At 35.5% G+C, this 20,873-nt stretch carries 17 protein-coding genes; all 17 read right to left on the bottom strand.

The genetic code is table 11. The features are described from left to right. Positions 1 to 10: 10 nt before the first annotated feature. Positions 11 to 856, bottom strand: coding sequence for a dTDP-4-dehydrorhamnose reductase (rfbD, locus tag BMW43_RS05270; RefSeq protein WP_091744502.1), 846 nt, complete (start codon positions 854 to 856; stop codon positions 11 to 13). A gap of 330 nt (positions 857 to 1,186) precedes the next feature. Then, positions 1,187 to 3,157, bottom strand: coding sequence for an LTA synthase family protein (locus BMW43_RS05275; RefSeq protein WP_091744504.1), 1,971 nt, complete (start codon positions 3,155 to 3,157; stop codon positions 1,187 to 1,189). A 352-nt stretch (positions 3,158 to 3,509) separates the two neighbouring features. After that, the gene (gene rfbC, locus BMW43_RS05280) at positions 3,510 to 4,061 is read right to left on the bottom strand and encodes a dTDP-4-dehydrorhamnose 3,5-epimerase (RefSeq protein WP_091744506.1); all 552 of its coding nucleotides are present in this window, start codon (positions 4,059 to 4,061) and stop codon (positions 3,510 to 3,512) included. A gap of 18 nt (positions 4,062 to 4,079) precedes the next feature. After that, a complete protein-coding gene (rfbA, locus tag BMW43_RS05285) occupies positions 4,080 to 4,964 on the bottom strand; it encodes a glucose-1-phosphate thymidylyltransferase RfbA (RefSeq protein ID WP_091744508.1) in 885 nt (294 codons plus the stop codon). Between the two features lie 12 nt (positions 4,965 to 4,976). Further along, positions 4,977 to 6,044, bottom strand: a complete 1,068-nt coding sequence (gene rfbB, locus BMW43_RS05290) for a dTDP-glucose 4,6-dehydratase (protein ID WP_091744510.1) — start codon at positions 6,042 to 6,044, stop codon at positions 4,977 to 4,979. 215 nt (positions 6,045 to 6,259) lie between these two features. After that, positions 6,260 to 7,408, bottom strand: coding sequence for a glycosyltransferase family 4 protein (locus BMW43_RS05295; protein ID WP_091744512.1), 1,149 nt, complete (start codon positions 7,406 to 7,408; stop codon positions 6,260 to 6,262). 1 nt (position 7,409) lies between these two features. Continuing rightward, positions 7,410 to 8,528 carry a glycosyltransferase gene (locus BMW43_RS05300; RefSeq protein ID WP_177173468.1) on the bottom strand — a complete coding sequence of 373 codons (1,119 nt, stop codon included), beginning with the start codon at positions 8,526 to 8,528 and terminating at the stop codon, positions 7,410 to 7,412. Between the two features lie 10 nt (positions 8,529 to 8,538). Continuing rightward, on the bottom strand, positions 8,539 to 9,636 hold the full coding sequence (locus tag BMW43_RS05305; protein ID WP_143050570.1) for a glycosyltransferase: 1,098 nt from the start codon (positions 9,634 to 9,636) through the stop codon (positions 8,539 to 8,541). Next, positions 9,633 to 11,858, bottom strand: coding sequence for a heparinase II/III family protein (locus BMW43_RS05310; RefSeq protein WP_177173469.1), 2,226 nt, complete (start codon positions 11,856 to 11,858; stop codon positions 9,633 to 9,635). The genes BMW43_RS05305 and BMW43_RS05310 overlap by 4 nt, the downstream gene beginning before the upstream one ends. Before the next feature lie 57 nt (positions 11,859 to 11,915). After that, positions 11,916 to 13,139 (bottom strand): glycosyltransferase family 4 protein, encoded by a 1,224-nt coding sequence (locus tag BMW43_RS05315; protein ID WP_091744520.1) that lies wholly within the window; start codon positions 13,137 to 13,139, stop codon positions 11,916 to 11,918. 2 nt (positions 13,140 to 13,141) lie between these two features. Continuing rightward, positions 13,142 to 14,101, bottom strand: coding sequence for a polysaccharide deacetylase family protein (locus tag BMW43_RS05320; RefSeq protein WP_091744522.1), 960 nt, complete (start codon positions 14,099 to 14,101; stop codon positions 13,142 to 13,144). Then, entirely contained in the window at positions 14,076 to 14,837 is a 762-nt protein-coding gene (locus BMW43_RS05325) for a class I SAM-dependent methyltransferase (RefSeq protein ID WP_091744523.1), read from the bottom strand. The genes BMW43_RS05320 and BMW43_RS05325 overlap by 26 nt, the downstream gene beginning before the upstream one ends. Then, entirely contained in the window at positions 14,834 to 15,805 is a 972-nt protein-coding gene (locus BMW43_RS05330) for a lipid II:glycine glycyltransferase FemX (protein WP_091744525.1), read from the bottom strand. The genes BMW43_RS05325 and BMW43_RS05330 overlap by 4 nt, the downstream gene beginning before the upstream one ends. Further along, on the bottom strand, positions 15,802 to 16,866 hold the full coding sequence (locus BMW43_RS05335) for a DegT/DnrJ/EryC1/StrS family aminotransferase (RefSeq protein ID WP_091744527.1): 1,065 nt from the start codon (positions 16,864 to 16,866) through the stop codon (positions 15,802 to 15,804). The genes BMW43_RS05330 and BMW43_RS05335 overlap by 4 nt, the downstream gene beginning before the upstream one ends. After that, a complete protein-coding gene (locus tag BMW43_RS05340; protein ID WP_143050571.1) occupies positions 16,863 to 18,107 on the bottom strand; it encodes a lipopolysaccharide biosynthesis protein in 1,245 nt (414 codons plus the stop codon). Before BMW43_RS05340 ends, BMW43_RS05335 begins: the two co-directional genes overlap by 4 nt. A 4-nt stretch (positions 18,108 to 18,111) precedes the next feature. Next, positions 18,112 to 19,563, bottom strand: coding sequence for a DUF362 domain-containing protein (locus BMW43_RS05345; protein WP_091744531.1), 1,452 nt, complete (start codon positions 19,561 to 19,563; stop codon positions 18,112 to 18,114). Further along, on the bottom strand, positions 19,556 to 20,872 hold the full coding sequence (locus tag BMW43_RS05350; RefSeq protein WP_091744533.1) for a phenylacetate--CoA ligase family protein: 1,317 nt from the start codon (positions 20,870 to 20,872) through the stop codon (positions 19,556 to 19,558). The genes BMW43_RS05345 and BMW43_RS05350 overlap by 8 nt, the downstream gene beginning before the upstream one ends. Position 20,873 lies beyond the last annotated feature (1 nt).

Raw genomic sequence — 20,873 nt, forward strand, 5'->3', positions numbered from 1 at the left:
TCCCGTTCCGTTATACCTTTCTGTTCAGTTCTAGTTGTATGTACTCAGCCAAAGCCTCTTGCCAGGAACGCATGGGATCGCCTACCGTCATGCGCAGCATGTAGTTATCCAGCACGGAATAGGCCGGCCGTTTCGCCGGCCGGGGAAATTCAGCCGTAGTGACCGGCAGTACCTGAACCTGCTTCCCGGCCTGCCGGAATATTTCGCAGGCAAAATCGTACCAGGAACACTGGCCCTGGCACGAAGCATGATAGGTCCCATAGGCATCGCTGTCTAAGAGACGATAGATCGCCCGCGCCACATCTACCGTAGAGGTAGGTGTGCCCACCTGATCGGCCACTACCCTTAATGTATGCTGCTTTTCCGCCAACTGCAGCATGGTCCGGACAAAATTCTTTCCCTCGCCATACAGCCATGCTGTCCGGACAACATAATGACGGCCGAGAATTTGCCGCACCAGTTCTTCTCCCTGCCATTTTGTCTGACCATATACCGTCTGAGGATTAACGGAATCAAACTCCCGGTATAAACCCTGCTTCGTACCGTCAAAGACATAATCAGTACTGACATAGACCAGCCGCGCCCCTGTCTCTAGGCAACCAGCCGCCATGTTCTGTGCCCCAACGGCGTTCACCTGGAAAGCTCCGTCCTCATCAGACTCGGCTCCGTCTACATTGGTGTAGGCCGCGCAATGAATCACAGCATCAGGTTTAACCTCCCGCAAGCAAGAAGAAACCTGCCAGGCATCGGTGATATCCAAATCCTCTCGTCCGGCTAATATTAAATCGTGCTCACCGCTCTGTTTCGCCACCTCAATGCCAAGCTGTCCCTTGGCACCGGTAACCAGTATTTTCATATTTACTCTATCCTTTCCAACTCATGTACCTATCATACCACAGGATAGTGGCTTCAATAAATAGTGGAGAGGCAGTCCCCTAGAACCGCCTCTCCACTATTTATATGCCGGAAGTCTTTCAGCCGCCATATCCCTCAGCATGGATATACTTTATCCTTTACTGAAAAAATGACCTCCTACAGCGGCCAGTCAATCCCATATTAGGATCGTTCCAGAGAATACCACCTTCAATCGCAGGGATATATATTATCGGTACATTTAAAACCCATGGACAAATCCAGGCTAGAACCATAACTGACGATAACTTTCCCAGATAAATAGCTTACGCCCCTAATTAATTTTATTTCCCTTCATGACCTGCCACCAGGATAAACCACGCATGGCATCCGTCATTTTCTTTATTTCACCTAAGTCAGGTTTTGAGTTATCCTCTGTTGATAACGGCGATTTCTCATAATTACTATCGCCGTGCATGCCTATATAATTGCCATACATCCAGGTGTCCAGGTTGACCCCTAAGGTTCGCCCTTTTGTTAAACTTTCTCCCAATGAATAATAAATAAATCCCTTGGGAGCAATCAACTCAATTAACGTAGGACCAATGTTAATTTGGGCTCCTGATGTATTTGCCGGGAGTATTCCTTTATTCACACCTTTGCCGTAAATAATTAAGGGTATTGAATATCTTTCAAACAACGTGGGATTTGAGATATATCGTATATTACCGCCAACATGGTCTCCCGTAATAATAAACAGACTGTCGGGATACTGGGCTTTAACCGTTTCAATAAATTCAGTTATAACCTTATCACTATACCAAAAGTGCCCCAACATTTTTACCATTTCGGCATCTTGCTTGACAGCAGCAGGAAAATTATTATAAGTTGTTGTATTAAAAAAACCTGCCTTTTCCAAATCGATCGAATACGGTGGATGGTTGGAAACTGTCAAAATCACATTAAAACTTGGCTGATCATCAGTCATTTTAGCTGATACATACCTTAGAAATACTCCATCATCGATTCCCCACGTATTTCCATTCGGGGATATTAGGTCTCCACATGAGAAAAAATCCTCAAATCCCTGTGCTAATGTAAATTTTTCAACATTCTGCCATGAGCCATATCCGCCATACCAGAAGTTTGTTTTATATCCTAAATTTTTCATTTGAGCAGCCAGTGCTGTAGGATATGCCTCAGTAAGCGATTTCTTCTGATAGTTCGGGTATACTTTCACTTCTGACAATCCTGTGACAACTCCATTTACCGCCCCAATGGTAAAATTCCCATTCGATAGAAATGACGTCAGGTATACAGCTTCTTCTTTATTCGCGATTGATTTCAAACCGGAAGCAATATTTAAATTTTCGTATGCAGGCATGAGCGGCCATTGTGAATAGCTTTCTGCAACAATAAGAAAGATATGCCTGGGCTTGGGCAGTTTTGCCCCTTGCGCACTCTTTCTAAAATAATCATACATATCATTAGATTCTGTTACCTCTCCTGAAAGCATCCTGCCAAATTCAGCTACTTTACCTGGATTAAGATCCAGATTTCTAGCTTTAGCTAGAACCTCGTGGGTATCATAGGCCCTGGATAATGCCTGGAAATCATCTAATATAGCTTCATTCAACAATAGCTGATTGGTTTTCGCCGCATTGGTCCATCTGACCGAGTTCTCGGTTAAACCGCCGCCAAAACGAACAAATCGCCAAAAAGTATATGAAAATAGCAGTAAAAATATTAGAAACGCTACCGTATAATATGGCTTTGAAAATTTAGGAAAATCAAGAACTTTAGTTTCTAAACATCTTTTAAGGGTTTTGCAGAGCAAAAAACAAATAGGTATTAGTAAAATTATACCAAGTGGCACATAGTGAAGCGAAGAATAAAATAAAGCTCTTGTGTCATCGCGGAAAGTATTAAATATGAATTGATTAAAGCCGGAATCAAACTCACGATAATACGGTATTCTTACAAGAAATAACAGCGTAATAATAAAAACATAGATATAACCCATTGAAACACGTATTTTATGCAGATATTTCTCAGATGTTATTACCAATCCGGCCATTGTACAAAAAAGAAATGTACTAAGTGCCAAAACTCCGGTACTTTTTAAACTAAGTCTGGCACCATAATAAAGTGAAACCCATATGCCGCTCAGATTATCCAAGATAGTTTCCGTCGGAAACATGATAATAATAAAGCTAAGTCTAAATATAGTGAAAACAATCCAGAAAAACAAAAAAAACTTAAGATCCTGCTGCATGCCTTTATAAAAGCGATTTATCCTTAACAATATACCTTCCCCCCCGTAAACAATGCTAAGATTTTAATTCAGTACTAGCCAATATCACCTTCCATATTTTAGAAATTTCTTCATAACCAGCATAAAAAAACGCCGAACATTGAAATTCGCCGCTACACAAGCTCTCGTACAGCTCAGTTCGTTCTATTGATATTTTAATAGCTGGTCTTATTTGGTTATATTTTCTAGGGTTCTACTCTTCTTTTGAAAAACCTTTGATTTTTTTAGAATAAATGTAAAAAACTGCTGAAAGATATATATTCTCCAACAGTCTTTTTACATTTATTCTAAATTTTCATTCCTGAATAGTCTATTGTCGATCATGTTAGCTGGATTCATCATGCTAATATACTGGAAGTTTCTCTGATTCCACTTCTTTTAGCCGTGGATATACTTTATCTTTATCCGAAAGAATGACTTCCTGCAACGGCCAGGCAATCCCAATATCCGGATCATTCCATAGGATGCCCCTCTCAGTTAAAGGGTTATATACATCGGTACATTTATACATAAAATAAGCCGTATCACTTAAGACGCAAAAACCATGGGCAAATCCTGCTGGTACCCATAACTGCCGATGATTCTCATCGGATAAATGAACGCCTTCCCACTGACCAAAGGTAGGAGAACCTGCCCGGATATCCACTGCTACATCAAAAACTTCGCCCTGAATTACAGATACTAATTTCCCCTGCGCGTTAGGATTTTGATAGTGAAGCCCTCTTAATACGCCACGGGTAGAAAAAGACAGGTTATCCTGCACAAAGGTTCCCTTTATGCCAAATTTTTCATACCTTTCTTTCTGCCATGTCTCCTGAAAAAATCCACGGGAATCACCAAATACTTTAGGTTCCACAATGACTACACCAGGAAGTGTTGTTTCTATTACTTTCATTACTTTCCCCCTACATATCTATACACCTTTTTCTTCCAATAACTGCTGGAGATATTGTCCATAGCTATTCTTTTTCATAACACTGCCTAATTGAATAAGTTTTTCCTGTGATATATATCCCATCCGATAAGCAATCTCTTCCGGACAAGCCACCATTAGCCCTTGCCGTTCCTGGATAGTCGCTATATAGTTTGACGCCTGAAGCAGTGATTCATGCGTCCCAGTGTCCAACCAAGCAAATCCTCTACCCAGAATCTCTACCTTTAGGCTATTCTCTTCCAAATAGAAGCGATTCAGATCAGTAATTTCCAATTCACCTCTGGCAGAAGGTTTCAAGGACTTCGCATAATCCACCACTTTATTATCGTAAAAATAAAGACCAGTTACAGCATAGTTAGATTTAGGTTTAAGAGGCTTTTCCTCTAAACTAATTGCTCTTCCAGCAGCATTAAACTCTACCACACCATACCGTTCCGGATCCTTTACCCAATAAGCAAAAACCGTAGCTCCGCTATCCTGACAGGCTGCACTTTGCAGCATCTGACTGAAACTATATCCATAAAAAATGTTGTCCCCTAAAATAAGAGCACAGTTCTCCTTACCAATAAAAGATTCACCGATAATAAAGGCTTGGGCCAATCCACCCGGGTTAGGCTGCACCACATAGGACAATTGAATATCCCATTGTTCACCATTATCTAATAGCTGTTGAAAACCTTCCTTATCTGCCGGAGTAGTAATAATTAGAATATCGCGAATACCGGCTAACATTAACGTTGTTAACGGATAATAAATCATAGGTTTATCATATACAGGCATAAGTTGCTTACTAGTCGCTTTAGTAGCTGGATAGAGGCGGGTGCCTGAACCACCTGCCAGAATAATGCCTCTTTTTACCGCCACAGGTCCTCCTCCTCACACGTCCCTACTCTTCAATCCTAGCCGTTCTCTCCGATAGCTCCCATCGGTAATTCGTTGACACCAATCTAAGTTATTAAGATACCAGTCAACTGTTTTCACAATGCCTGTTGCAAAAGTTTCCTGAGGAACCCATCCAAGATCCCCTTTTATTTTAGAAGCATCAATAGCATATCTCATATCATGGCCGGGACGATCCTTCACAAAAGTAATCTGCTCCCGATAAGATTTCCCGTCAACGCGAGGTTTCTTCTGATCTAGAATATCACATAACGTGTGAATAATATCTATATTGGTCTTTTCATTATGACCGCCAATATTGTATTTCTCTCCCGGCCTCCCTTTCTCTAATACAGCCAATAAAGCCCGGCAATGATCTTCTACATATAGCCAATCCCTTACATTTAAACCTGTACCATAGACTGGTAGCGACTTTCCTTCCAATGCATTTAAGATCATAAGTGGAATCAGTTTTTCCGGAAACTGATAAGGACCATAATTGTTGGAACAGTTGGTAATGATCGTAGGTAATCTATAGGTATGATAATAGGCCCGAACTAAATGGTCAGAGGATGCCTTTGAGGCAGAATAAGGAGAATTGGGCGCATAAGGTGTTTCTTCGGTAAAATAGCCCGTTTCACCAAGAGAGCCATATACCTCATCTGTTGATATATGAAGAAACCGGAATTGGTCCTTCTTTTCATCGCTTAGCTCTCGCCAATACTTTCTTGCCGCCCCTAAAAGCGAGAAAGTACCATTAATGTTTGTTTTAATAAACTCGGCCGGTCCATCTATTGACCGATCCACATGGGATTCCGCTGCAAAATGAACAATCTGATCAATAGAATATTCTTCCAAAAGATCATTGACAATTGTCTGATCACAAATATCTCTCTGAACAAACCGATAGTCAGGACAATTATTAATACTCTTTAAGGAAGCGAGGTTTCCTGCGTAAGTTAATTTATCAAGATTAATAATCTTCAGTTTTTTATTTTGTTGCATAAAGCGAATAAAGTTACTGCCAATAAATCCTGCTCCACCTGTGACTAATATTGTCCTCATTTTTCTACCTCAATACAAATAATCATATTTATAATAAATTTATGAGAGTTAATCGTTGGTTATGCCCATAAAGTAAAATAAAGTTTGCAAAAGAAAAAGCCATCGATAGCTCCAAAAGATAAATAACAATCCTAGGAGTATAAATCGATGACATATATTAGCAGGAAATACTAGCCTTTCGTAAACGCAATGATTGTTGCAAACTTTTATTGTCACTATCTATTTGATCGGAAGTTCGCTGTTGTATATTTATGTAAATTAATTAGTTCAATACATTCCCTAAACTCCTTTTGAAAACGTGATATACTAAATCTCTCAGCATTAATACGACAACATTCACTAGAAATACTATATATTTCAAATTCCTGTACAGCCTTTATCAAAGAGCCGCTTACCTGTTCTTTAAAGAATATTCCTGTAGCCTTATTACTGTTATCATCAATACCAATGACAGTTTCTAAAGCCCCTCCCTTGCCAAATGCAATAACAGGCGTACCACAGGCTTGCGCTTCTACCGGTGTAATGCCAAAGTCTTCTTCCGCTGCAAAAACAAAGGCCTTTGCCCGCTGCATATAATCCTTTAATACCCCAAAAGACTGATATCCTAATAACTGCACATTCTTTCCTGCTTTAGCTTTAATCTTTGGGAAATCGGGTCCGTCACCAATAACAATGAGTCTCTTATCTGGCATGTCAGCGAATGCTTCAACAATTAAATCCATCCTTTTATAAGGTACCATTCTTGATGCAGTTAAATAAAAGTCTTCCTTATCTTCTTTTAAAGTAAACGATTCAATATCTACCGGTGGATAAATCACTTTAGCCTCACGGCGGTATACTTTCCAAATACGCCGGGCAATGAATTGAGAGTTAGCAATAAAATGGTCAACACCGTTTGCGGTACGTAGATCCCACATACGCATATAATGCAATATCGCTTTTGCGGCCCACCCTTTTACACCTTTAGTCAACCCGGCTTCACGTAAATATTGATGCTGCAGATCCCAGGCATAGCGAATAGGAGAGTGAACGTAAGAAATATGAATTTGATCAGGTCCGGTCAAAATTCCTTTAGCTACTGCATGGGAACTTGAAATAACCAGATCATATCCTGATACATCCAGTTGTTCTATAGCTAGAGGCATTAACGGAAGATACTGCCGGTATTTTTTTCTTGCTTTTGGCAATTTCTGAATAAAAGTTGTTGTAGTTGATTTATTTAACAAAAACTCTCTCTCTCCTATGTTAATAAAATCAACTACACTGAATAAATCAGCCTCGGGAAACAGCTGCAATAATTGTTCGAGTACACGTTCCGCCCCAGCATAAGTAACCAGCCAATCACAAACAATAGCCACCTTCATACTAATACCTCTTCCTATCCAACACGTCCTGATAAACTTTTTCTACTTTTTCCGCCATAACTTCAACTGAAAAATTTTGCTCATATTCACGTTTTGCATTTAAAGACACTTCCCGATACACCGTTGGGGTATTAAATCGATGTAGATAACTACAAGCCTGCTCAATATTACCTAATGGATAAAGATACCCATTATACCCATGTCGAACAGCATCTCGATTTCCAGTAACATCGCTAGCAACAACCGGTAATCCAGCAGACATAGCCTCTAATAAACCAAGTGACAAACCTTCCCATCTTGAAGTTGATAAAACTATATCCGAAGCTGCAATATAGTCCTTCACATTGTCCACAAAACCTGTAAAAAAAATATTATTTATATTCTCTTTTAAACATAAACCTTCCAACGCAATCCTATCCGAACCATCCCCGACCCATATGAACATCATGTGGGTCATCTTTTTAGCAACGCTCAGGGATTCTTGCATATTCTTTTGATAATCGAAACGACTTATTGATAAAACAACTTGTACATCATCACCAATGCCAAGCAGTTTCCTTATATTAGCTCTAATCATCTGATTTTTCTCAACTGCACATACACCATTTAAAATAACAAGATGTTTACTTTTAGGCCAAATGGTATATTGTTCTGAAATTGATTGTTCTGATGGAGATACAAAAATGATTTTATCTATATATCTTGAGAAGAAATACTCATATGATATATAGAGTCTCTTCATTATAGCGTTATATTTTCCGATATGAATACCATGAGGGGTATGGATAGATGGAATACCTGCAAATAAAGTTAGAAACCGCCCGTACAACCCCGCACCTTTACCATGAGTATGAATGATGTCTATTTTATTATCTTTCATATACACAATTAATTTATATAAACAGCTAAAAGAAAGTTTTCGGTGTGGGATTTCTATCAAATTTCCTTCGCCTACTACATCAGAATACTTATTCCAATATGGTCTTTCCTTAGGACATGCGATAAAATTTACACATTTATCATTTAATTGATTAATAAGTTGATAGACGTGTTCCGGCCCACCACCGTAATCTGCTCGAACAGTAATATGCAGTATCTTTTTTTTTATATTTTTATTCAAACACAACAACCTACCTTTTATTATTTGCAACTAATTCACTATACACCTGTTGCTGCCTTGCAATAATATTTTGTAAAGGCATATAATGATACTTCTTTGAACTTTCTATATTTTTATTGCCAATATCATCCAGTTGATCAATTATCCTCAATCCACATGCTAAATACTCATTAACTTTGGTAGGTGATGCAACAAAATTTATAATATCCTCTTTGCGAATAATAATTCCAGCATCTGCAGCATTTAAATATTTTCCCACTTCAGAATACTCAACCGACATAATTATAATATTCTCTTTGATCGAATGCCTATGGCAAAATTCTTTGATATCCTGCGGATTTTTAACAAGCATTAAAAGAAAAATAGTTTTATCTTTTGAAGAAGCTTCTTTAAACTTCATTAAGATCTTATCAATATTTTGCCAATAATCCGTTCCACCACAATACACATAGACAAATTTATCTGTAATATTTAATTTTTTACGCATTTTATTTCGTAAAGAATCTGATGAAAAAAAGTATGTTTCATCAACTATTGTCGGAAAAACTTCGCTCTTATCAATTGAAATATCATATTTATCCGAATAGTACTTTTTCATATTAAAAGAAACAAAAAAGAAAAAATCCGCATAGCTAAAAACAAATCTCTCCAAAACAACGGCTTGGTTTGCATAATATCGAGCCAGAATACTATTTTTATTTTTTAATTCATCTACAATCGCCCCACGAATATCAGCAATAATTGGTATGGAAAACTTATATTTTCTTTTTAAATATATTGCTATTGCTGCAGAAACATGTCCACGACAATGAATGATATCAACACTGTTAAATAAATTACTATTTATTAATTTTGCATTATATAAATTTATTATAGGAATAAAGGCCTTAGGTAATCTCAACGCTTTTCGCAAAGAATACTGAGCATTAGACCGTCCACTTTTATGATATTCCTTAATACCGCTCAAAGCTAATAAAGTAACTACATTCCTCTGAGCATGGTAGTTGCAAAGAGTATGAACTTGACTATCAAAAACTGACAAATTAACAAAGCCATCCGAAATATAGAGTATCCGCATTTTTCCCTCTTTCACTTTATAATAGTTCAATTCTTACAACTCACTAACTTACCGTACCCATTTGAATACTTTTCAAAAAATCCATTGTTTAAATGATCCATGCTATAATCTGAAATTATTATAGCACTGGAAGCTAGCTGCACCATACGATAAACATTTGTACCAAAACCCGAATGCCGACCAATAAATCCCTTACTATCAAATAGTAATACTTCAGACTGAACCACCCTGTCGAGCCCAAATAAACCCACTTGTCCAGAAAACCAGGTACTTTGTTCCTTACCCTGGACTTGAGGTGTGAAATGCACTTCGGTAGAACGGAATTTATTCCTGCTATCTGGTAATGGTGTGTATATATATGTGCCAGGATCACGCACTACTTCTTGATCATCTATGCATAATTCTATGCTTAGCTGATCATTATGCCCGTGCCCCCCATTACCATTTTGTCCGACATTACCGCATCGTATCGCCAAGTATAAGTCTTTAGACTTATATAAATATAAACCAAAATCTGGATAACTAAAAACCTGTAATCCATCAATAAGATCATTGTTATTTAAGCTGCTAAAAATTGATACTACAGGTTGACCATAATTTTTTTGCAAGTAAGTCTCCCATTGCTCAAAATTTTTATTAGATAAAATAAAACGATTAAAAGCATCAGACTGTATCAAGTTCCCTCTAATATGATAGGAAGGTATTCTTATGCCATTCAAGATTTTATTAACTACATATTTCTCCAAGTTATTACTATCAACTTTTTGCAAAAAATCTTGACGATTGAACAGTATTCCACCAACGGCCAGGATATGCTGGTGATCGAGAATATTCTCGTCATAATATGTTGCGTCTACAGATAAATCTTGATACCCCTTCAAGTTCTCGTATTTATCTACAGCTTGCCCAACTGTCATTTTGGTATATGAAGGCCATAGCTTTAAAAAACGTCCACTGTCATTATCACCAAATTGAGGAATCGCCCCATGGGGTTTGGTAATATGCAAAGTAAATTCGCAGGCTTTTTCTAGACGGACCCAGAACCAATCAGGAAATAACTGCTTATTACTAATATCATACAATTGTTCTGAGACTAGATTAAGTTTCGGTTTTATCCAATGCCCTATATTAGAATAACTGACCAAAGCTTTTTTCTTTTCCTCTGGCAAACTCAAACAAAGGATAGAGCAATATAGCATAATTTCTGTCGACAAACGATGATAACTCGTTGAAGCTTCAAAATTACTGCCGTCAGGATGAAATTCATGTTTCATTTCACTGATTAATTCTTGTACAGAAAAGGCTAGCCACGAATCAATTTCCTTAGTAGATTTTAAATATACTGAAACAAATAATAATCCGGCAATATCAGAAAGATAATGATTAGAACGCAAAGAAGGCGTATATTCCAAATTATTTATAATATGAAAACCGTGATCATAAACAGAAGAAGCAATTATGTCTTCGAACTCATTGTCAAACTCCACACCAGCCGCTTTAAATAAGTCATACGCTATTAACCAATTGGCAACTCTGATCCCAACATCCATCGTACACCGCCAATTAACCCCAAAACGTGGCGGATTGTTAGCGATGAAATCCAAAATTTGATTCCGGTACTCACACAAATACTTATTACGATCGCCCACATTCGTAATCATATATGCATATGCTAGCATCACCAAATGTTGCATCCTGGACAATTCCCAGGGTATTTTAATATCTACACCCGGTTTATGCCCATACTTGATATTCATATACCAATTTTTTTCCGACCAACGATAGCCTGATTTAAAATCTAATTGCCAATCAATCGGCTCATAATTAACATCAATTAGCGATGCTATTTTTTGTGCTTGTTTCAAATTGTTTCGAGTAATTCTATTTTTTAAATTCTTTTTATGGCTCAACTTACTATCAGTGTAACAGTAGCCTTCTAAGCCTCTTACCTTTATGCCATAAAATACTTTAGTCCATCCAGAACCAAGTAAATCAAAATAATGTTTGTAATAATAATCAGAAATATCCAAAATCATTTTTTTATGATTTTTTAATTCATTGAGTTCTATTGCAGAAAAATTAAACTTGTTTATATTAATTTTATTATCTTTCTTTATATATGTTGAAAATAATTGATCTTTAAAAAAAAATTTCCTTACCTTAATATTTCGCCACAATAAATTTATAGCTTTCAGTAATGCTATTTGAAACGGTAATTTTCTCGCTTTATGAATATAATAAAAAAACTTCATTTTATTCACCTTTACTAATTTTCCCATTTTAGAGTACAAATCGAAATTGAATTAATACTAACTATTATAGTTATATTTCAGCTCATTTAAAATACGTAAAACATGTTGTTCCCAAGTGTAATATCTTGAAACATATTCTCTAGCTTTGAGTCCCATTTTATTTCGTAGCGCTTCATCCTCAACCAAAACCTTAATTCCCTCAGCAATCTGAATAATATTTCCTGGTTCAGTTAAATATCCAGTTTCATTATGGCTTAAAATTTCTCCAATTTGTTCCAAGTCAGAAGCTACAATCCCCTTTGCCATAGCCATATATTCAAACAATTTTGTTGGACTGCCGAAAAATTTTGTCCCATCGGGATTTTGGATATGTGGTGAAACCAAAATATCACATGCATCCAGATAACTTACTGCTTCCTGCTGAGGAACTAAGCCGGTAAAGATTACCTTATCTGCAAGACTATCTTTAGCTATAATACTTTTTGTTTTCGCTAACAAGACACCATCTCCGACTAAAAGAAATTTAACTTTTTCTTGTAAATGTCGATTATGTTTATAAAAATAACTTATAGCACGAGCTAGCTCCAAAACACCATGCCATTGTCCAAAAGTTCCTATAAAGCCAACTACAATCTTACTGCCTAAACCATACTTTTCTTTAATTTCCATTCCCTGTTTATTAGAAGAAAAATGTTTTATATCAACTCCATTGGGATTAACTAAAATTTTACTAGAGTTAACACCTGATAGAATCAAATCTTCTTTTAATACTTCTGATACCACCACTATAATATCCGCATATTTTAGATTATAATGTTCGACAAACTTAACAAGTGGCAATTGTATAATCTTTTTGTATAAATATTTTACAATACTAAATAAAAATGATTTCGGCTGTACATTCCAATTTTTTATTTTCCAAACATCAGATGAATTGAATTCCAAAACAAACGGAATATGATATTTCTTGGCTAAGTATGCTCCTATAAAAGATCCCCCTGAATATCTTTGGTAAATAAAGTCACTCTTTATTTCCTTCAAATTTAAAATAAGCTTAAAATTATATAATAGCTCTCGGATATGTAAAGGGAAAAAATTACTTAGCGAACTACTAGGACGTATAATCTGAATATCTTCTTTGACTCCTATCAAATTGTCATTAGAAATAACATGTAGTTCAATATATTTTCGTAACGAGTTTATTACTCCAGCAGTATGACCAACAGACCCTCCCGCTGCTAAATTAAACCAGAACACAGTTCTTAGATATAATCCTTGCATGTTTATATGTTCCCTTTACCCATTATATTATCAAATCTACGCCGTAATACAGCACCCCAATGGCCGCCTTGTCTAATATGGACTAAAAAGTCATCGTATTGTTCATCAAGATTAATATCTGAAAATGAACAAAAGACACAGTCCTCATTTTGCTTAATGCCTTGCAGAACCTTATGATATTCTTCAATTAATTTATCATTAATGGTAATCTCACCATATTTTTTCGTCCGGAAGTTATACGGTATCTTTAGAAAATTAAAGCTATGTAAAAAAAGTACGATCACTGAATCCAGAGGCATGCGAGATATTACCGAAAGTATTTCCTGTGCAGTAGAGCCATATCTGAAGTCTAACTTCTGGTAATATTTTCTACTTATCATCGGCCAGTAAATTGTATCACGCCGATATACGGTTATCGGAATTTCTATTATACCATTAACCAGAAATGGTGCATTATAGCGACCATCTCTGTATAAACACGCCTCATTTCCCTGCAAATAAGATGTATCAATAATAATACCTTCACTTTCCAACACCTTAAATGTATCGCGGTTTATTCCATAACCACCTGCCCGATGAACCTTAGTTTCATATCCTGTCCACTCATATATTTTTTTCTTTCCAAACGAAATAATTTTTTGCTGCTCTTTTTCATTATATTGATGCAGATATCTTCGTCTAAGGTTAAATTTCCTTGAAGGATGTGTGTGTAATTCTATCTTATGTCCGTTTTCCATAATTGAACTGCATAATGCAGCAAATTTTTTATCTCCAATAGTTTCACATGGATAGACATCAACAAAGTGAGTAACAATGGCCTTATATTCATTGGCAATTTCATTAATGAATGTATACCCGACTGTTTTGCTAAGGACGTTACCCTCAATAAATATTTCAAAAGCATTATCTATATTCGTTAATTCCCCTATTTCGGTATCACAAGTTACCAATATTCTTTTCATTTAAGTCCTCTTTCTTAGCAATAACTAGTATTTCTCTATGTTCAAACCATATATCACAAGCACCTTCCCCTAATATTTTAAAAAAGAGTCGTAACATCTTTAACAAGATTGGCCGAACAAATCCAAAGATAATTTTTTGTTTTAATGTATTAAGAAAAATATATGAGGCCGGTACTACTTCTACTTGGTCACCTGAAAAATATAGCCGATACATATCAGCTAAACTTTCCCGAGTATACCCTATCTCATGTGTAAAGTCCATATACCGTTCATGATTGCTAAACATCCAATCCATGTTGGGGACTTGCACCAAAGCAACCCCTCCCGGCTGGAGTGCATCATATACTCTCTTAACAAACTCTTCCTGCCTATCTTTAGGGATGTGTTCCATGACATCCTTTGAAATAATCACATCATATTTTCTATTGCCATCTAAATGATCAAACACATTTGTACTCTCAGCACAAAAACCCATATCTTTAGCCATTTTTATATCTTCTAAAGATAAATCAATTCCTTCTACATTAGTAAAGCCATATTTCCGCAAAGCGGAGAGCATATATCCACGATTGCACCCGATCTCCAAGATTCCCTCCTCCTTTTTGCGGGAAATATGCGGAAGATAGTGGGTTTTAAATAGATTATCAATAAAATTATTCCGTTGATCCCTATTTTCATATAAAAAATCACTTCGTATTGCTTTATATGACTTAAAAATTTTATCTTGTGTATTCATTGAATACGCCTCCACCAATTAAGCAATGAGTTTTTCATACTATTTAGTATTAGCTGTCCCCCAAAAAAACTATTAATCGTACCCCCAAAACGGGTTTTAAACAAGCTAACACCTCTTTCCTTGCTGCCAGTTGGGGCATCAAGTATGATACCTCCAAAATCATAATATAATATATTTTCCCTTTTAAATTTTTTTATTATTTCCCAGTGCAATAGATTTGCCGACCCTGGTATTGGTTTGTTTTTTGAAGCTCCATGCCAATAAACTGCGTTGTTTTTCGACACTAACATAAAAGCAGCCGCTTGAAAGCATCCTTGATGTACTGCAAAAAATATACGGCAATTTCCTGTAGCTGCTAATGCCTGATAATGATGTATCAACTCTTGTTTAGCTACACCGGGAATATTAGAACGAGCATACGTTTCCTGAGATAGATCAAAATATGTGCTTATGGCTTCTACTGACGTATCTTCTACTATCTGTACCCCTTCTTTTACCGCTTTTCGTATAACATTTCTATGTTTAGAATGAACCCCTTCAAATAGCTCTTCTTCACTTTTAGTCAAATCTATAATACTACTGCCATACTCATAAATTGGACAGAAACCCAAATCATACAATATCTTTCGATTAGTAAATCTTGATAAAGTAATAGAGTAGAATTCAAATTTAAATGGTCTAAACTTTTTTATTATTTCTTTCACCGCAAGGTCTATATATTCTAGATTACAATTTGTTGGTTCAGCATTAGCTTGTATATAACCAAAACATTTATATCCTCGATAAAAAACAAGCCACCTAAATACAACTACATTATCTTTTATTATTTCTATAAAAACAGGCGTCACTTTAGTAGATACTGCAAATGCAGCCTCATACAACTGGGCAGGATTGCCGGTTTTCTGTAAAACGTCATGATTCCAAATAGAACTATCTACGTCCATACTTGATTTTAAACAACAATTCACAATAGCTTCTCCAGTTTAATTATTTTTTCATCAGTAATAAAATCTAAATCAACTAATAATAAATGATTTTTAAGATATTCTATATTGCTATTATATTGTCCACTCCACATTGGTTGAAAAGCAGGCCATACTCTACGAGTTTTAATATTAATTTTTCTAAATATATCTTCTAGTTTACAAACATTGCTATGCTTGACTACATATTGGGTAAATGTATTACCTTCAAAATCTCGTAAATAAGCTGGTATGATTTTATCTAGTTTAGAAGCTATCATTTGTCTCTTTTGAATAATATTTTGCAAATTATTTATGGAACTTTCAATATAATTCTTTTGTTTTACAGTCATTCTTGTATCAAAAACGGGATAACTACCCTTATTTTGATTATCCATAATTTTGTAAAAATGATTGGGAATGTATATTTTTAATTCCTTTAAAATTTTTATAAAAATCCTAGAGAAATATAAATGATAATGAAACATCTTGTCTTCGACATTATTCCGATCTTTTGTAATGGCTGATAAATATTTAAATGTTTCATAGTCGTTAATAAATGAATGGAAAAAGTTTTTATGTTGTTCCTGGAGCTCATTTGCATGTTCTTTTAACGACAAATCACGAAAATAAATAGCACCTCCGGCGGGATTGTTTAATGATTTTGAGAAAGAAAATATTGCAATATCTCCAGTATATCCTACTTGTCTACTATTGTCTGTTGCCCCTAGAGAATGAGCACAATCTTCTATATGAATTAGACCGGCATTAGTCGAAATCTCTTGTATTTCATAAACACTTTTATTAAACGAACCAAAGTAATGATGTGAAATAATTGCTATTACATCTTTATCTAGCTTAGATTTTAAATCATTTGTATCTATACCTAAATTGCTTAAATTGACGTTAACAAATAGTGGATATCCACCTGCTTGGACAATCGCTGACGGCACTGTAGTATTACAAGTAAAGGCTGGCAGTATAACTTTTTTACCTTGAACCCCGATAGATAGCAAAGCTAAATAGAGAGCCGTTCGCCCATATGATGTTAATATAGAATTATTCATTGTATGCCTCTTTTAATCAATTTCTCATATTTTACTTTATACAAATAAAGAGCATATAGCATCGAAATAAAACATGCTGTTGCTGCGCCGTATTTACCAAAGATCGGAGTTAAAAGTATATTGGAGAGTAAACTTACTGCCGTCATCTGGTATGCCATCTTTTTTTGCAGTACTCCATGCCCATTACTTGTCAGCCAAGAATTATAAGGTTTATAACCTGCTTGGCACGAGACAGCAGCTACCAAAATGAGTAAAACTATAAAACTTTCTTTAAAATCTCCGCCTAAATAAAAATGAGTAATAATAAATCCACCGGAAACCGCAGCTATTACAGAAACAATAATACCATAGTAATTAAAGTTCAAAACTTTTCTTGAAATTTCCTCACTTCCAGCAAAATCTCTGAACTTCGAAGAAGCCAAGGCTGTTGAGAAGCTATTTACAGGATTAGCTATAGAAAAAGCCATTGAATATATTCCAACCTCTTTAGCTCCTGCAAAAAACGATACTAACATTTTATCAATTTGATAAGCAGCCACATCGACAATTCTTCCTAAATACAAGTGTTTCCCGTAGCATTGATTTTCTTGATGTATTCTCTTTAAATTAATAATTAAATTAGTGAATTTTGGACGTTTCCATAAAACACATCCTAGAAAGGCTGCTAAACACGTACAAGAAAACATCATAGATACCCATAGCGGTGTTAATTGGTTAATAAAATATAAAACAAAAATGGCAAAAAGAAATAACAACCTCCATAAAACATTGAATACAGACAGTGTTAGAATTCTATTGCAACCTTTCATAACCAATTCAAAAAAGAAAGGTAATATAAAAGAAAATGAAACAATGGAAAGAACGCGTAAAATATCACCAATTTTGTCTTGAAAAACTTGATCTATAACAAAAGAGATAATAATAATAGTTAAAATATAGACCAACGAAATTAAGCCAGCAATAACCATCAATGCTCCAATAAGTTCTTCTTCCCTATCTTTTTCTTTGTTTTCCGCTAAAAGTTTAGATCCACTAGCAAAATACCCAAATTCAAAAAATATAGCACAAAAACTCAAGACTGCTGCTGTAAAAGAATAAAGACCGAATGCCTGAACACCCATATTCTTTGCTAAAATCATATTGGATACAAATCCAGAGACTAAACCTAGGATTTGCGATATAAATAAACACGCTGTTTGACGTGGAGTTTTATTACTTAAAAGCATTTTTATTTTTTCCACTTAATCACCGCTCAACATGCCCAATCCAAGCGGGATGTGGCATAAACTTCAAATTAACACTTTTATAATCAATTATGTTTTCCTGATCATTACATATTACATTTAGTTTTGCTTCATCAAACTGTAACTCTGGTCTCCGCATAAGAGCTGAGACTAATTTCAACTTATTAGGATCAAATCCCATCTGCCAGATACACACATAATCAACAGCAAAGGGGTTTTCTCCACATGCAATATATCCAACATGCTTTTCCAGCGGCTCCATGGGACCATCACCTTCACCAGCAACGATTCCATCGACTACGGAAAAATAACGCTTCTGTTGCTTATTACGAAGAACGCCCGTTTTATCGCAAAATAATAATATGTAGTTTAAATCTAGACACATACGCCAAGTAGTATCATTACCATACCAATCTCCATGCTCTATCAAATTAGCACCTGTTGCTCGGCAATATATCTTACGCATCAAAGAAAAAGGTTTGTTGAAAATTTTAAAAAGTCTACGCCCACAAAGAGTATTGGGAGCTAACAACTTATCTCTGGAATAGCGATCCCACCAATATAAAATATTAACTACAATACTTTCATTAAAAGGATGCTCATCTCCCCCTTTCACAGAACTGCCTATCCGGTAGTGAGCTAAATAATTCTTATTACCATTAATACCAACTAAATTCTTCATATTAATAGTTACACCAGTTTTTTTATGAGTTTTTAACTTGGGAACACTTATGATAACATCAGCTTTAATAGCAGACCCAGAAATGAGGTACTTATGACCTTGCATATGATTTTCCACAATAAATCCTCGATCATAATCCGACCCATACAGGCGTTCAATTCCTGATATATTATTTAAAAAACTCTTATCTTCTAAATCCACAAGTTTATATCCATTCGGATCTCCAGCAATTCCCGTATATGTTTCATCCACAAAACCACTAGGTCCAGATCCATAAACATACTTACGAAAATCATATAAAGATACTGGATATCCTTGCGCCTGATACCACTCCACTAATTCTTTCAAACCGTTATAACGTACTATTTTATCAAAATCAGCATTCCCGTGCGGAGCATCCCCCACAATAATTTCTCCAAGCCCTTTTAAAGCCAATAAAGTATAGTCAACGATTGGACGAATTACTGATCCATGGGTTACAACGGCCTGAATATTTTCACTATTACCATTATAGTGCAACACTAAATTAGGCTTTATTAAAACAACATTTCCCGGCTTGATAAAATCTCCAAAGGGATTCCATACATCACTACCAAAATTTTCTCTATCCAATTGTAAATTTTTTATACATTCACGCACGTGTGCGTATATAAGATTAGAGGTATCTATCATGCTTTTTTTTTCAAATTCAGGGAATATTTCCGGAGGATTAAACGGAGCATTAAAACAGTATTTTACTTGAGGGTTAATATTAACTGATATATTATTCACCTTTGCACCTTCTCACTATATAAAGAGATTTACCCCGGGGACTCTTGACTAAATCCTCGACTTGTTGAACTTTGAACTTTATCAAACCAGCAGAGCGAAATGTTGCTTCCGCCATCATTTTTTCTTTACGTTGTTTAGAAAGCTTATCCTCACAAATTACTTTAATGATTGCTTCTCCTGGAATCTCTTGATAGTATTGAAACCCCAAAACCTCATCAAATGCATCTGAGTGACTATTAATTGCAGCTATAGTAATGTGTTGCCCATCACGCCCCAATAAATACTCGTGAGTCCGTCCAACAATATTTTCTATAACTCTGTGATTGCGTCCACACAAACACTTTTCTTTTCCAAGCTCAACTATGTCATCGGTTTTATATCTAATTAATACAGTAGCCTTATTAACAAAACTTGTGCTAACTAAGTTAGCAATTCCTTCCGTTACGGGGTTATTATCATCATCAAGATATTCTGTATAACTATACTCTTCAAATTCATGTAATCTACCTAATTCACACTGACCAATAATGGTCGCCTGTTCACAATTTCCATATTTATTAAACACTTTTACACCTGAAAAAGCTTGGGATATTACCTCTTTTTGCTCCATGGACACAGTTTCAGATGATAAAAAAATAGCTTTCAAATTAGGCAATATCGGTTTTAAAGAATTATTAATTATCCATTTTGCTAAAAAAAGAATAGCAGATGGATATGCTTCGATAAAATTGGGGCAAAAGCTCTCAAGTAACCGGACATATTCTACTGCATTCTTTTCTATCAAATGAAATGCTGATAAAAATAATGTATCTGATGTTTTTTGAAATATTCCCTTCTGAATCACTAAGCCTCTTATCCGAGCACGCTTATCAAAAAAATTTATCCTACCCCAATTATATTGTCTCCACTCATAAGCATAAGTAAGTGGATATGTTACATTTTTTTGTAAATAGAAACCTAGCGGAGTTCCTGTAGAGCCACCAGTTGTAACATACTCTAACTGACTAGATTTCATTTTTTTTGAAGTCAAGCCAGCTAGATTATTTCGAACTATCTCCTTTGTTAAAAAAGGAAGACACTTAATTTGGTCGAAATAACGTAAACGTTCAGGGTTAAAACCAGTTTGATTAAATATCTCTCTATAGTACCCGCAATTTTCATACGCATATATACACAAATCTTGTAATCTTTTCATTTTTAATGACTGTAATTGATCTTGCGAATATTTCTCAGAGCGTTTCAGCAAAAATCTTTCTTTAATAAATACAGGATTTACTAAAAATTTAACTACTGGATTTATTCTAATCAAA

The organism is Propionispora vibrioides (assembly GCF_900110485.1).
GTDB classification, from domain to species: Bacteria; Bacillota; Negativicutes; order Propionisporales; family Propionisporaceae; genus Propionispora; species Propionispora vibrioides.